A 15,312-nucleotide genomic window follows, 5' to 3' on the forward strand; every position below is an offset into this window, starting at 1 on the left:
GGTCTGATTTTTTTTGGTAAACAACTAGTCACAGTTATACTCAAAGGTAAAAGTACGTCCAGTACTTTCAAGGACATGTTCTTTTATTAAAACTTTGCTGAAGAATTTGAATGTGTGATTAATTTCATAACCAGCAGGATATTTTTCACTAATCATGTTGTTTTTTAAGTATCCCCAGTTAAGAGGCCCTATAATATCTTGAAATATTACATCCTGCAGAACGTTCGGGTTGTTGTCATATTCATATTCTACAAAAATTAGCCAAGATTTATCTAGTGCCTGGTAATTACCAGTAGATGACTCTGTACCTAATCTAACCAAATTCCCATCTTCAAAAACAACTAGAATATCCTCGCCTAAGCCATTTTTAGTGATATAGCTATTATTACCTGGATTTTCAAACAAATCAAATTCCAATGTTCTTTCATCAGTTTGTTGACCATCCCTAAAAGTACTTTCATGAACAGTGACTCTGGTAATTTCTCCTAAATCATAAGTATAGTCAAAAGTCCTATAAAAATTAGCAGCATAGTAAACCTCTATAATTTGAGAAATTCTATCATTATTATAACTGAATTTGGTAGAGCTTTCTGGGTCAGATCTAAAACCCTCGCCTTCATTCTTTTTATGATAATATCTCATTTCAGTGTAATGAGAACCATCATGATCAAACTCATATCTTCCAACAAGCTCATTATGATTATCATAACTAAGTATTGCCTCTGAAATCACACAATTTGATAACTCTTCTTTATCTGAACAGGAAAAGAAAAATAGGAGCCCTGTAATTATGTACCAAACACAAGTTCTTTTTTTGTATGCCAATGAATTCATTCTACAATATAATTAAATAAAGTATTATATTCATTTAAAATGAAACTAGTTTGCTTGATTAAGTCTTGATGTAATAATTTCTATGAGTGCTTCAGGGTTTTTTGTGCCTATTCTAAAAACCCGGCTTGAGTTCTTATAGCTTATTTCAATAGCCTTGGTGCCTGTGACATTAAACATCATTCCATTAGGTATAATCCGTACTCCCCAGCCATAATACCACGGGTTGGTCACGGCTGTTACAGATTCAATTTTTTCAAATTTTATCTTTTTGCTGATCAGGCCAAAGCCGAAGTATGCCTTAATGGTATCACCAGATATTTCTACGGTAAGCCCATAAAAATTTAACACAACAAGCACCGAAAGAACCGCATAAATAATGAATCCGGTTTTTTCTGTTTGATCAAAATCATTTTTAACAAAATACACATAACCAACCACTACCCCCGCCAATGCAATAGCTCCCAAAATAACCCAGGCTACGGTGAATTCTTTGTGCTTATTCATGTTACTTATTTATTAGTTATATAACTTCATATTATAAAGATTAAGATAGCCACGCAAACAATTTGGCTGATTTAATCCTTATAAACTTTCGAGAAACATATCGAATCAATTCAAAACAAATTACTAAATAATGAGTCATGTAAAAGCATATGGGGCAGTGGATAGCAAAGCACCCTTAACCCCACTTAATATAGAAAGAAGAGATGTTAATGAAACAGATGTAAAAATTGATATTCTTTACTGTGGTATCTGCCATAGTGATATTCATACCGTGCATAACGACTGGGGAGGCACTAAATACCCTTCCGTACCAGGACATGAAATTATTGGTAGGGTGATAGAAGCGGGAACTGGTGTAAGCAAATTTAAAGTAGGCGATTTGGTGGGTGTTGGTTGTTTGGTAGACTCTTGCCGCACTTGCGATTCTTGCAAGGACAATCTTGAGCAATACTGCGAGAATGGTGCTGTTGGCACTTACAATGGCAAAGACAAAGATTTAGGTGGACATACCTTTGGTGGCTATTCAGAAACCATTGTTGTGGAAGAGGCCTTTGTGTTAAGAATACCGGAAAATATTGATATTAAAGCCACTGCGCCATTGCTTTGCGCAGGCATCACTACCTGGTCGCCATTGAGGCATTGGAATATCAAAAAGGGCGACAAAGTGGGTGTTATTGGTCTTGGTGGGCTGGGTCACATGGGTGTAAAGTTTGCCAATGCGCTTGGAGCTCATGTTGTTATGATTACCACTTCTGAATCCAAAAGTGCTGATGCCAAAAAACTTGGTGCCCATGAAGTGCTGATTTCGAAGGACACAGCTGCCATGAAACAGCACAGCAGATCATTTGATTTCCTGTTAAACACTGTGCCTGTCAAACATGATTTAAACCCTTATATCAGGTTATTAAAGCGCGATGCTACCATGTGCCTGGTAGGTGCTATTGAGCCTCTGGAAGACATGCATGGCGGATTGCTAATAACAGGCCGGAAAAATATAGCAGGCTCACTAATAGGTGGTATTAAAGAGACCCAGGAGATGTTGGATTTTTGTGGTGAGCACAATATCGTTTGTGATATTGAGACCATTAATATTCAAAATGTGAACAAGGCTTATGAAAGGGTAATGAATGCTGATATTAAATACCGTTTTGTAATAGATATGAAAAGCCTGAAAGAGAGTTGACCCTCAACTTCAATTACTTATCCATTATTAAAGTGCTGAATCAAAATTGATTTTTTTGGTTCAGCTTTTTTATGGCCAATAGTATTGTTGTAAACGTTTTTTATGCCGAAATTAAGGTATCATTCAAGATGTAGCCTCATGAAAAAAATTATAGATTTTATAAAATACTACGCCATTCGCATCAGCATCATTGTAGTGTTTTTTCTCATCATCATAGCTGTGGGGCTATCCTACTGGAGCAGACAGGTGCTGGATGATAGAAATGAATTTATAAAAGACCATGCGGCTATGACCAGCTATATTGAAGGGCTCGCCAATAATGTAACCCTCATGGACCTTGGCCTCAGAGGGTATTACATGTCTGAGCAGGAAGGTTTTTTATCACCATACAATACTGCTTTAGCATCTTATACCAATAACCTGAACAACCTTAAGTCAATGGCCATAAAATATGGGTATCCTGCTATTGATAGTATAGATTACATCATTGATGAAATAGTTCTCTATGAAGAATTGGTTACGAAAGGAGTGGAAGATATTAGCTCGGGAAATCGTGAAGCTGCCGCTGATGTGTTTAACAAAGACCCGGGACTGTACCTCTATCAAAAGTATGTAGTAGTAACTACTTCACTAAACCAATACTTCAGCAGGATGGAGCAGGAGTCTAAAAGTGCCTATGAAAACTCCACCACACTAAGTTTTATCTCGCTGATCGCCCTCCTCTTTGTAGGTGGCCCCGTTTTGATATTTGCCCTAAGGCGGATGCGCAGAAATGATTATGCCCTCAGAAACCTCTTCTCCTCCCTGGAAGAAAGCAATAAAAAATATGTGTTTAATAGTGGTGAGGCAGCATCTGATGCGAAAACCGATCAGGTCAATATCATCAATAACCTTATTGTAAACCTCAGAAAGGCTTCTGGTTTCATACAAAGCATAACAAAGGCTGACCTTAATGTAAAGTGGGAAGGTATGACTGAAGATAACAAGCCACTGAACAAAGAGACAATAAGCGGTGAGCTCATTACCATGCGTGAGCAAATGCGCAAGGTTAAGGAAGAAGAATCAAGAAGATTTTGGTTGACGGAAGGTATTTCAAAATTTGGTGAAATGGTGCGCCTGAATCAGGATAACCTTGAAAAGATGAGCCAGATACTGATAGCTGAAGTGGTGAAATACACCGAAAGTAATCAGGGTGGATTGTTCTTGTTAAAAACCGGTAATGACGAAGAATACCTGGAGCTGAGTGCCTGCTATGCCTTTGAGCGCAGAAAGTTTATAGAAAAGAGGATTGAGATTGGTCAGGGGCTAGTTGGGAGGGCATACCTTGAAGGTGATACTATCAGGCTCAGTGACATACCTACAGATTATCTAAACATCACTTCCGGACTTGGAAAGGCACTACCCAAAAACATCATTATTATTCCGCTTAAGACTAATGACAAAATTGAGGGTGTGATGGAGCTGGCCTCCTTTGAAACCTTCAAAGACTACCAAATTGAGTTTCTGGAGAAACTAGGTGAGATACTGGCATCTGCTATTATTAATGCAAACAACACTATAAGAACTAAAGAACTGCTGGAAATGGCGCAGCAGAACGAAGAAGAGATGCGCTCCCAGGAAGAGGAAATGCGCCAGAACATGGAAGAGCTACAAGCCACACAAGAAGAAATGCACCGTAAGGAGCAGGAGTATTTAGAAAGAATTGAAAGCTTGGAAAGTGAGCTTTCGACTAAGGAGGTTTAAAGCCAATTATAGAAAAATTATCTCTATTATGCTGAGTTTTCTACTAAACTAAAGGCTTATCTCTTGCTCTATATTTATTGCTTCCAAAAAGCTTTCATCGTGTGATACAACGATCAAAGTGCCATCATATTCGTTAATCGCTTTCGTCAGAATATCTATATTCTGAATGTCCAGATTGTTTGTAGGTTCATCTAATATGATAATATCCGGTGATTGACTATTAAAAGTCAGACCACAGAGCATCAACCGCATCCGCTCTCCTCCGCTCAATGCAGTGCAAGGTTTATCCCAATCTTCCTTTGTAAACAAAAATCGGTTGAGCCGAATCTTAATTTCATGTTCTTGGAGCCCAGAAGTATTGAATTGTTGTGCCTGTTCATAAACATCTAGTCTATCACTAATCAAAGAATAGTCCTGATCAATATACACTGAATGGTTTTCAAAGCTGTCTATCGATCCAACCAAAGGTTCAATATCTCCCAAAAAAATTTTGATCAGTGTGGTTTTACCAGAGCCATTTGTTCCCTTTAATGCAATCCGTTCTCCACTTTTAATCTTAAAATTCAGACCTTCTTTCCACAGCAGTTGAGCACTGAAGCCAAAGTTGATATTCCTGGCCTCAAACAAAATTTTACCTTTGTGAAGGTTTGATTTATTCAGCCCAAACTTCATCTCATCAATATCCGGCAACGCAGCGCGCAATGATTTTAATTCTTCTGAAATACCTCCTATTTTTTCGGTATGGACGCCCTTGATTTTAGAAGAACTATTTTGAGCATCATTTTTCATTTTGTCCATCATCGCCTTTCCCATTCCAGCCTTCTTTTGCTTACTCTTTCCCCGCGCTTCCCGTTTTTGTTGCCGCTCTCTGGTTTCGCGCTCCTTTTCCTTTGAGTTGCGCAGAGCTCTTTCTTTGCTTTGAATATCTTGATACAAAGCATTTCTTTCTATTTGCTTTTGTTCAGCATAGAAGTCATAATTACCTCCGTATAAAAAAATCCCATTTTTAGTAAGTTCGCAGGTTGTGTCTAAGATATTCAATAGTTTGCGATCATGACTTACCACAAGTAATCCACAAGAAGTTGATTGAATGAAGTCATATAATTGCTGTCTGCCAGAAACGTCCAAATGATTGGTTGGCTCATCTAACAAAATCAGGTCTGGTTGATGAATAGAAATACCTGCAAGGAACACCTTTGTTTTCTGTCCACCACTGAGATTCTCCAGTTTCATGTTAAGGTCTAAGTCTTGAAGTTGCCAATAACTAAGTGCATCTGAGCACCTCCCCTCAATGCCCCAATCATCATCAAGCTGATCCATATTAGCATCGGTAACAATTCCAGCCAAGATTTCCTTTAAGGCGTATAGCTTATTACTAACTCCAAGGGCTTCAGCAATAGTCAAATGATTGTATTGTCCAAAAATCTGAGGTACATAATAGAGTTTAGCGTTTACACTGATTGACCCTTCAGAGGGATGGAGTTTACCAGTAATGATTTTTAATATTGTGGACTTTCCTACGCCATTATTGCCTATTAGGCCTATTTTATCATGTTTGTTAATTGTTAGATTGATGTTTTGAAACAACAGATCTTTATTCGGATGTATGTAAGAGGTATTCTGTAAAATAAGCATTATTTCTTTCGTTAAAGATGAATAGATGGTGCAAATCCTGTAAATGGGACTGCGTTCTTTAAGTGAGGGAAAGAAATTATATTTTACATAGTCAGCTTTTGATTACTCTTTGCAAAAATACATCTGTGCTTGATAATGGCAATATTAAGAAATAGATTTTATCGAATTTGAGAAGGTGTCTCATAAGCTGAGGTGATATAGGTAAACATTTATGTACAATGATTGGCCCGTGAGGACACTAGCCAATGCAAAGGAGAGAGGGTAAAGTTAATCCACCCGAACATACTGCTCGATATTAAATTGCTCTACTCCAAGATCTTCTATTTTCTCAATACCCTTGGTGGTTAAAGTATCACCCACAATTTCAAAATCAAAGCTAAAAGTGTGGCCTTCCCATTCTCTATAATTACAGAAATCAAGGTGTTCAATATATTTATTATCCTTAACCTCACATCTGCCACCTCCTGATACATAAACTGCCACGCTGTCCATACCAAGGTCATGCCTCATAAAAGCAAAATGGGTATCGGTGATTATTTTTATAAAGTCTGCATTTATGGTATAGTCGGTGATGGTAGTGTCATTTCCCTGGATGATGGTGCCTTTTAATAGCTTCCAAGTCCCTGTGATTGGAGAGACTTCCTGCACCTCAACCTGAGACTTGGACTCATTCAGACATGAACTGATTATAAAGCAGATAAATAGTAAAGCATATAAACTTTTAATGCGCATAATGAATTTGTTGTGTTTTAAAATTGATGGCGAAAGATAAGGCATTTTTATTTGAATTTAGATAGCCGATGTGCCCTCTCTGAAGCCATGTTTCGTGTCTTCACGAAACATAAGCTGATGTGATAAAGATTAACTGAAGTGTGTAAAATAATTGGCCCGTGAGGACACGAGTTAAAGCAAAGACACGCTCTGCATAGTGACATTCTTAGATGACTTTCCACCATGCGGAGCATGGCGGGAACGGAGGACATTAATACATAGATTTCCACCATGCAAAGCTTGGCGGGAACAAAGGATTAACGGTCGTATGTAAATGAGCTGATGTGATAAAGAATAACCGTTGTATGTAAAATGATTGGCCCGTGAGGACACGAGTTAAAGCAAAGACACGCTCTGCATAGTGACATTCTTAGATGACTTTCCACCATTCGGAGCATGGCGGGAACGAAGGGTTTGGTAGTGAGATCTCGTAGCAGAATGCAAATAGCCCATTAGTTGTCGCCATGCTTTGCATGGTGACATTAATACATAGATTTCCACCATGCGCAGCATGGCGGGAACGGAGGCTAGATTAATCTTCCAGATGATGCAGAAATCGCCATTAATAAAAGTATAAGTACAGATAACATCAGAGTAAGTCCAGAAGGTATTTTTACAAGAAGTTTATTCTTGGTGGTTTTTAATGTCTTTGCTGATGTAATTAGCATTCCAACAGTCGACCATGTAATTAATAATCCAATAAAGTTTAAGAAGGGTTTTATTATTTGCATCTCCCTTAGAGAAGCAGATTTAATTTCTATGGAATAAAAATATAAAACCAATGAGTCCAGCCAAATAAAACTTAGGGTAGACAATGAGCAAAAAAGTACAATTGAAAATAAATACAATTGAATAGTATTAAATCGCTTAATGGGTATTAAATAAATCAAGAATACCGATATAAAACTTGTGAGAAAACTAATTATAAAATTCATCTTGCATTTTTCATTATTAGTAAATCAATAATTAGTCAGTTACATTTTCAAATACTCATTCTTCCATTGTTGCTGCCACGCTCTGCATGGTGACATAATCAAAGCACTTGAACATAAGCGCTTCTTACTGACATATTAGGTTTAAATTTTCTTCTGAGTCCATATATTAACATGAACAAGAATGAAAGCACTTAATACTGCAATTGGTACAGCAGTACATAAATAATCTATCCATTCAAAGGCTCCATAATCTAGTTCGAAAAAATAGAAAGTAATAACTATTAGGGATAACAAGAAAACAAAAACACCTTCTTTCCAAATATTGGTATTACTGACAAAGGATAAAAACAATGTATACAATAGACTGATTATCAGAGACAAAAACAAAATCAACCAACTTCCAAAAAACAGAACATAAAGCGCATCACCTTTAGATTCTGATATCCATGTGTAAAAAAAGGTAAGTCCAGTCAACGGAATACCAAGCCCAAATGTATTAGCAATTGTTTTCATTAATTCAATTTAACCTGTACACAGAACAGACAAACAGCGATCCTGTCTTTTTTCTATTATACTACTGTTCTTTTCTAATTTACAACTTCCCCCTTCAATATCACCTGATCAATAACATCACTACCAAAAGCGTATGGTATAAAGGCATAGGATGGTATTTCTTTAGTGATAAAGACACTTGCTGTTTTACCTTTGGTTATCGAGCCATAAGTGTCTGATAAGTCTATAGCATAGGCTGTATTAATGGTTGCTGCATTAATGGCCTCTTCAGGGGTCATTTTCATTCTTATACAAGCAAGTGATAACATAAAGGCCATTTTACCACAAGGTGCGCTGCCCGGGTTATAATCTGTAGCCAGTGCCAACGGCAGTCCGGCATTAATCATATCTCTTGCAGGTGGATAACTTGTACCTAAATAGAAGGCAGCACCCGGCAGCATCGTGGGCATCACTTCAGTTCCAACCAAAGCATCTATAGCCTCCTGATCCATAACCTCCAAATGATCAACACTCAAAGCACCCGTTTTTACGCCTACCTGCACCCCTCCACTGATACTCAGCTGGTTGGCATGAATTTTTGGTTTCATCCCATATTTCTTACCTGCCTCCATTATAAACTCAGTCTCATCAGGAGTGAAAAACCCTTTCTCACAGAATGCATCAATGTAATCAGCTAAACCTTCCTCTGCCACTGCCGGTATCATCTCATTTACCACCACATCAATATAGTCTTGCTTGTTGGTATAATGTTTAGGAACTGCATGGGCACCCAAAAAAGTGGTTTTTACAGCAAGTGGCGTTTCCCTGCCAATGCGCTTGGCAACACGGAGCATTTTCATTTCATCCTCCACGGTTAATCCATAACCACTTTTGATTTCAACCGCTCCAGTACCAAAACCAATAATTTCATTAGCGCGTACCAATGCCCTTTCAAAAAGCTCATCTTCAGAGGTTGCCTGTAGTTTCTTCGCAGAGTTCAATATACCTCCACCTTTGGCCGCTATCTCTTCATAGGACATTCCCCTGATCTTGTAAACAAACTCCTCTTCCCTACTGGCAGCAAACACCAAATGCGTATGTGAGTCCACAAAAGATGGAAAAACAAAACGGCCTGTTGCGTCAATTTCTTCATCAGCATTTATGGATGGAATTGTGTCCATAGCGCCATAATCAGCGATTTTATCATCTTTGATATGGAGATAAGCGTTTTCAATGACAGGCAGATTAGCCATATCAGCTCCAGCTACCCATTTCAAACTTTGCTCACGAACCTGTACCAGTCCTTTGATATTTTTAATAAGAATGTCCATAGCCCAAAAATATAAAAAAGGGAGCGTCTAAATTCAAAATCGAATTTATAATCAGAAAGTAAGCGTATCGTATGCTCAACTCCTCTGTGGTTTTCTCAGCGGTCTCTGTAGTTGATCAAAACCGCTGAGATAACAGAGAAACGCAGAGTTAACCATTAAAGCATCAGATTCATGAATAATTGATATCCACTTAAAATAGAAAGGGAACTTCAAAGTTAGGATACTTCAAAGCCATGCACGACTCGTTTTTTAGACAAGCCCTTTTAACCCCAAAATAGAATTGGTTTATTTTCCGAATGCCTCAACTGAGTAATTCAAGTTGGTGCTGTAAATAGGGAAGCTAATTTTTACCAATGCATAAAAACCTCTGCCTTTAACACCAGGTCTCACGCCAACTTCACCACCATAACCCCAGCTTAAGGTCCTGTTGAACTTTCCATCCATACCCAACCTAAAACCTAGAATGCTGGTTTCAATGTCTTCTGAGGAATAAGTAATGCCGTTATAAATGATGTCATCTACTGAGGTAGGGGCTATTAAAATATCCAAAAATGCAGTAAATATCAGATCGTCAACTCCTTCCACATATTTATTGTCAAAATCAACGGCCACATTTTTGATCCAGGTCATAGAACCACCAACATAAGCCCCTGCTACAGACATATTCCCAAATATGGTAAGGTCATTAGTCTCGCCATTGCTATCTACAAAAGTAGTAGGTATTGGTGCTCCGCTTTCCTTATCTACTAAAACCTCCGTGGTTTTATCCTGCTTTTCCAGCGATCTGTTAACATCAAAGGCCGTATCAAAGTAAAGTCCGCCCAAACGTGCTCCGTATATTTTTCTAACCTTACAGGGGATTTCTACATTTAAGGGCACTCTGGCCGCCCATTTATCTCCTTTATAGCTTTTTTTGTACAAGTACATTTTTGTCTTGGAGCTTATATCAAAGTCCTTAATATGATATGTAGCGCCCAGTTCATAATAGTTATATACATTTGGAATGTTGGCCACATTGCTGTTCTTATCTGCAATATCACGGGCCAGGTCAAACTTCTGCGTGTAGGCCTTGCGGGCATGAACCCTGAAGTCCATCTTATCGGCCATGTAGTATGCAACCTCCAATCCGAAGCCAGCATTAACATTGGTTACAAACATTTCACCATAAATAGGCTGGAACTGCACGAACAGCTTATTGATTTCATAAGGCTCGTCATATAGTTCTTCATATGTAACAGGATTCTGATCCGCCCGGTTCTGAGCAGTGGCTGACAGTGCAGCAAAAAATAATAAAGCGATTAAAAAATAGTGTTGTCTTTTCACAGCTTCAAGTTAAAAAAGTAAATCTACGCACTCCATAGACCATTTCTAAAATATAAAAATAACAAAAAATGGATTACATCAACACGCAATGTACTAAAGATCATCATTTTTACTCAATTTACAGTCAGTAAAACACTGCCTCAGGACTTTATATATGGTTAGATATATTTGGTAACTGCAAAAAGGATTGTATTTTTCGTAAAATATTCAAAACCAATACTTTTCGAATCTGTGGCTAAATGAAAATAAGGAGAAAGTCTAATAATTGCCTCAACTGTAGTGCCAGTCTGGATAGTGTTTACAACTATTGCCCTATTTGCGGGCAAGAAAATACTACCAGTAATGTATCTGTAAAAACTTTACTGGGAGATTTTTTCAATACCTACTTAGCAGTTGACTCCAAATTTGCCAAGTCAGTAAAACCCTTTTTTATCAAGCCAGGATTTTTAACAAATCAGTACGTTGAAGGAAAAAGAGCTTCTTATGCGCATCCTATCAGGCTGTATCTGATCATTTCAATTTTCTACTTCTTTATTATCTCTATTGTTGGTGGCAGCATGGCCAAAGAGGAGGAGGAAAAAGACAATGCAGGGGTTATCAACATTCACCGGGGGTTCAGTGGTGTTGAAGGTGTCACCTCCAAAGAGAACAAAAATTTCAAAAGGAATATTTCAGAAAAGACTGAAGAGCAGATTTATATTGATTTAGACACTATCAGAACCTTTGAGAAATTTCGGGAAGCTTTGCTCAAGAATATTAATAAAGAGGAAAAAGAAGAAATTATTGATGATCTTGATAGCGCTGGATTGTATAAATATGGATTTATTGAGTCTTCTCAGAATGTTAGGGACTCAATTTTAGCCGCTGACATTAAGCGCATAGCAGAAAGGGAGGCAAGGCAAGATAGTATTATAGCCTATAATAAAAATGCGGCTCCTATTAGTATCAATTCCGATGAAGAGACCATATTCGATGTTTTTGAAAATCTGGATTACAATAAGTTTAATAAGTACAAATATGACAAGTCCATATCAGACGAAAGTTTGTATGATTCAATGAGTGTTCCTGAAAATATAACCGATTTTCAGGTACTGATGGTCAAACAACTGATTCGGGTGCAAAGAGCAGATGATGAACAGATAGTACAGTTTATCTTAAAAAACCTTCCTTTAATGATGCTGTTGCTTATTCCACTCTTTGCCTTAGTACTTAAGGTTTTATACGTTAGAAGGAAGCAGGAATTATACATCAAGCACTTGATACATGCACTGCATCTACATTCCTTTGCTTATTTTATTTATGGCGTAAGTTTGATTATTGTGCATTATTGGATTGCCAATGAAGAACTCCAAGGCACCTTTGCTTTTATCACTTTTGTTGGTGTATCTACATACGCGTACATTTCTTTTATGAAAGTATATAAGCAGAAGTGGCTTAAGACATTTATCAAATTCAACCTTGTAGGAATGGTTTACTTCTCATTGATCATGACCTTTTTTATCGCAGAGATGTTGATTTCTTTACTGTTATTTTAAGATATCAGCTAGCACCTCTTTGTTGGCCTTAATTATTTGATCTGCAATGCCTTCTGTAATGGAAGTAGACAAGAATAAGGACTCATACTGTGAAGGTGCGAGATAAACGCCTTTGTCAAGCATACCTTTAAAATATTTACCAAACATGGTAGTATCACTGGTCTTTGCCTCCTCAAAGTTGGTCACCTTTACATCGGTAAAGAAAAGGCTGAACATAGAACCTATCTGATTAATGGTATAGTTCAAGCCCATCGCATCTAAATTTGACTGAATACCGGAAGTGATTCTTTTAGCCGTTGCCTCTAATTGTGTATAAACTTCGGGATGATTGTTTAAATGATTTAGCATGGCTAAACCAGCCGTCATTGCCATTGGGTTACCTGACAAGGTCCCAGCCTGATAAACCGGCCCTGATGGAGAAACATAATCCATAATGTCTGCTCTTCCTCCATAAGCACCAACAGGCATTCCGCCACCTATGATTTTACCAAGTGTAGTCAGATCCGGTTTTACACCAAAATGCTCCTGAGCACCACCTATAGCTAACCTAAAGCCTGTCATTACCTCATCGAAGATCAGAATGATACCATGCTCGTCACACAGCTTTCTAAGCCCTTCAAGAAATCCTTCTTTGGGCAAGACGCAGCCCATATTGCCTACAACAGGTTCTAAAATTATAGCCGCTATTTCATCTTTATTGTTATCAATCAGCTCTTTAGTAGCTTGCAGGTCATTAAAGGGTGCTGTTAAAGTGTCATTGGCCACACCTTGGGTTACCCCAGGACTATCAGGTGAGCCCATTGTTACAACACCACTGCCGGCAGCTATCAAAAATGAGTCACCATGTCCATGGTAGCAACCTTCGTATTTTATAATCTTATTTCTGTTGGTAAATCCTCTTGCTAAACGCACAGCAGACATAGTAGCTTCAGTACCACTATTTACCATTCTCACCTTTTCTATGGAAGGAACCATGCTGGCTATCAATTCGGCCATCTCCACCTCTTTACGAGTTGGAGCACCAAATGAGAATGATGATGATAATGCACCTCGTAACGCCTCTTCTATTTCTTCGTTTGCATGACCTAAAATCATAGGCCCCCATGAGTTGATAAGCTCGATATATTTATTACCATCTTCATCAAATAAATAAGCGCCTTTGGCTGATTTAATGAATATTGGATCACCACCAACGGCTTTAAAGGCACGAACCGGTGAGTTTACACCTCCGGGAATAAATTCATTGGCCTTTTTAAAAAGGCTTCTGCTCTTATCAATCGTCATGTTAGTTTTTTAATTTTAAATAAACTTCCTCATCATCAAAGGTCAGCATTGGTACCTGAAGGTTGTCATTGGAAAGGGTAAAATCGAAGCCTGCAGATAAATATCCTGGCACTTTGCCATTTTCCTTCCAGCCCAGCTGAAAATACTTTCCGTATTTATACAGCGCACGACCGGTAAGCTGAACTATCTCATAACCCACCTCCGCATACTTATTCGGGACTTCCTTATGTTTTTTAATATAGCTATCTCTAAACGCCTGATAAGCCGTTGTGCTATTTACAATATAATTAGGAGCATAAAGAACCGTGCCCAACTTGCTGTACATATCGTACTTAATAACTGGCATCTCCAGCCAGCCAACAGAACCAATAACCGTAATTGAATCTCCTCGGGTTTCTACAGCACTTAGGACTTTTGAAGAGATAAGATTGTCATTGGTAGCAACAAAAATATGGCCTATACTGTCAAGGGGAATCTCGTATTTCTCTTTGGCTTCTTCAGTAGAAGCGTCTCTAATCCTTGCATCTTCAATTAACAGCATATCCAATATCTCCCTGGAGGCACCTTTTTCTATCTTTTTAACAATAATGATATTGAGACTGTCTTGTGCTGCTCTTTTTGCATAGGCCGCTGCTATGGCAGTCTGTGTTGGATCATCTTCAAAAATAATAATGCCCGGTTTCTTATTCAGGTTATCAACAACATATTCTGCTGACTTTCTACCAACAGTTTCATTACTAGGCGAGAATAAAAAAGCAAATGGGTTTTGACCGATAACATCAGAGTTTGAAGAAAGCGGATTGATAACATTGATCTTATTCTTGTAAGAAAAGTCATTCACCACTTCAATGCACTGCGAGTATAAAGGCCCGATGATCAGGTCCATACCCAGCATCTCTTCTTTAGCTAAAATCTCCTCTGTTGTTTTTTTGCTCCTTTTGGAATCGTATGCAAACAGCTTCAAATTAATGCCTTCTTCTTTCAGCGTGTCAGCGGCCAGTTGTATGCCCTGATATAGGTCAAGCACAAACTGATTAACCTTTTTACGTTCATTGGGCTCCAGATCTTCGGCCATAAACGGCATGATAACGGCTATCTTGTATTGATTCTTTTTTTCAGACTTTTCAATCTCAAGCATATCAAAAAGTGCAGGATCAAAATCAAATTTCTCAATGATGTCATTGAGAAGCTTTCTATCCTGATCCACCAAAGGTAGATCGGCTATTTTATGGGCAAGAAGCTTGGCTGCTATTTTCTCTTCCGGATGCAATTCATAGAATGCCTGCAGTGCAACTATATCCTCAATCCTACTGATATATTGATATTTTAAAGCTTCTACATCTTCTTTGATCTTTTTGTCCTTGATCTCCTTTAAGACGTTAAGTCCCTGGTTCATCTGTTTCTCTTCAAAGTAGAACAGGCCCAACCAGTAGTTTACCTCATCCATCTTTGTCCAGGTTGGATACTTACTCTTTATCTGCAACATCATATTCTTGGCCATTGGCACATAACCACTTTTATAAGCACTTATAGCATAGAAAAATGATGAATAGGTAGTGAAATAATTACCTTCAGCCTCTTCAATTAAAGGCTTAAAAGCTTCCATAGCCAATGCATATTTACCCTCAGTGTAAAATGATTTTGCATTGATATATTGCTGCTGCCAATTGGTTTGAGCTTGCGCTCCTGTGAATAATAAAAGCCCGACAAAAAGAAGTATAAGTTTATTCATTTGTTTTTAG

Annotated in this window: 12 protein-coding genes; 3 read left to right on the top strand and 9 right to left on the bottom strand. The window is 38.1% G+C overall.

The annotated features are described in order from the left end of the window. Nucleotides 1-24 precede the first annotated feature (24 nt). Nucleotides 25-834 (bottom strand): hypothetical protein, encoded by an 810-nt coding sequence (locus RIB54_RS10925; protein WP_350100938.1) that lies wholly within the window; start codon nt 832-834, stop codon nt 25-27. 45 nt (nt 835-879) lie between these two features. Beyond that, complete coding sequence (locus RIB54_RS10930; RefSeq protein ID WP_350100939.1) at nt 880-1,338, bottom strand: hypothetical protein; 459 nt, start codon at nt 1,336-1,338, stop codon at nt 880-882. A 130-nt stretch (nt 1,339-1,468) separates the two neighbouring features. On the opposite strand from RIB54_RS10930, the gene RIB54_RS10935 reads away from it, so the two are divergent. Together RIB54_RS10935 and RIB54_RS10940 are read left to right on the top strand one after the other, a co-directional pair. Continuing rightward, entirely contained in the window at nt 1,469-2,521 is a 1,053-nt protein-coding gene (locus RIB54_RS10935; protein ID WP_350100940.1) for an NAD(P)-dependent alcohol dehydrogenase, read from the top strand. 138 nt (nt 2,522-2,659) lie between these two features. Next, nucleotides 2,660-4,264, top strand: coding sequence for a GAF domain-containing protein (locus tag RIB54_RS10940; RefSeq protein WP_350100941.1), 1,605 nt, complete (start codon nt 2,660-2,662; stop codon nt 4,262-4,264). A gap of 48 nt (nt 4,265-4,312) precedes the next feature. Here the strand turns inward: RIB54_RS10940 and abc-f are convergent, their stop codons facing one another. From abc-f to RIB54_RS10965, 5 genes are all read right to left on the bottom strand, one after another. After that, nucleotides 4,313-5,899, bottom strand: coding sequence for a ribosomal protection-like ABC-F family protein (abc-f, locus tag RIB54_RS10945; RefSeq protein ID WP_350100942.1), 1,587 nt, complete (start codon nt 5,897-5,899; stop codon nt 4,313-4,315). Nucleotides 5,900-6,166: 267 nt separating this feature from the next. Beyond that, entirely contained in the window at nt 6,167-6,631 is a 465-nt protein-coding gene (locus RIB54_RS10950) for a hypothetical protein (protein WP_350100943.1), read from the bottom strand. Between the two features lie 1,115 nt (nt 6,632-7,746). Further along, nucleotides 7,747-8,118 carry a hypothetical protein gene (locus tag RIB54_RS10955; RefSeq protein WP_350100944.1) on the bottom strand — a complete coding sequence of 124 codons (372 nt, stop codon included), beginning with the start codon at nt 8,116-8,118 and terminating at the stop codon, nt 7,747-7,749. 74 nt (nt 8,119-8,192) lie between these two features. Further along, complete coding sequence (gene hutI / locus RIB54_RS10960) at nt 8,193-9,428, bottom strand: imidazolonepropionase (RefSeq protein ID WP_350100945.1); 1,236 nt, start codon at nt 9,426-9,428, stop codon at nt 8,193-8,195. A gap of 285 nt (nt 9,429-9,713) precedes the next feature. Next, the gene (locus tag RIB54_RS10965; RefSeq protein WP_350100946.1) at nt 9,714-10,751 is read right to left on the bottom strand and encodes a hypothetical protein; all 1,038 of its coding nucleotides are present in this window, start codon (nt 10,749-10,751) and stop codon (nt 9,714-9,716) included. Nucleotides 10,752-10,990: 239 nt separating this feature from the next. On the opposite strand from RIB54_RS10965, the gene RIB54_RS10970 reads away from it, so the two are divergent. After that, the gene (locus RIB54_RS10970; protein WP_350100948.1) at nt 10,991-12,286 is read left to right on the top strand and encodes a DUF3667 domain-containing protein; all 1,296 of its coding nucleotides are present in this window, start codon (nt 10,991-10,993) and stop codon (nt 12,284-12,286) included. On the opposite strand, the gene hemL is transcribed toward RIB54_RS10970, so the two are convergent. Both hemL and RIB54_RS10980 read right to left on the bottom strand, forming a co-directional pair. Next, nucleotides 12,278-13,570, bottom strand: coding sequence for a glutamate-1-semialdehyde 2,1-aminomutase (hemL, locus tag RIB54_RS10975; protein WP_350100949.1), 1,293 nt, complete (start codon nt 13,568-13,570; stop codon nt 12,278-12,280). The two genes, RIB54_RS10970 and hemL, sit on opposite strands and share 9 nt — an antisense overlap. Nucleotide 13,571: 1 nt before the next feature. Beyond that, a complete protein-coding gene (locus tag RIB54_RS10980; RefSeq protein ID WP_350100950.1) occupies nt 13,572-15,302 on the bottom strand; it encodes an ABC transporter substrate-binding protein in 1,731 nt (576 codons plus the stop codon). Nucleotides 15,303-15,312 lie beyond the last annotated feature (10 nt).

It is taken from the genome of Fulvivirga sp., assembly GCF_040218215.1.
Lineage (GTDB): Bacteria > Bacteroidota > Bacteroidia > Cytophagales > Cyclobacteriaceae > Fulvivirga.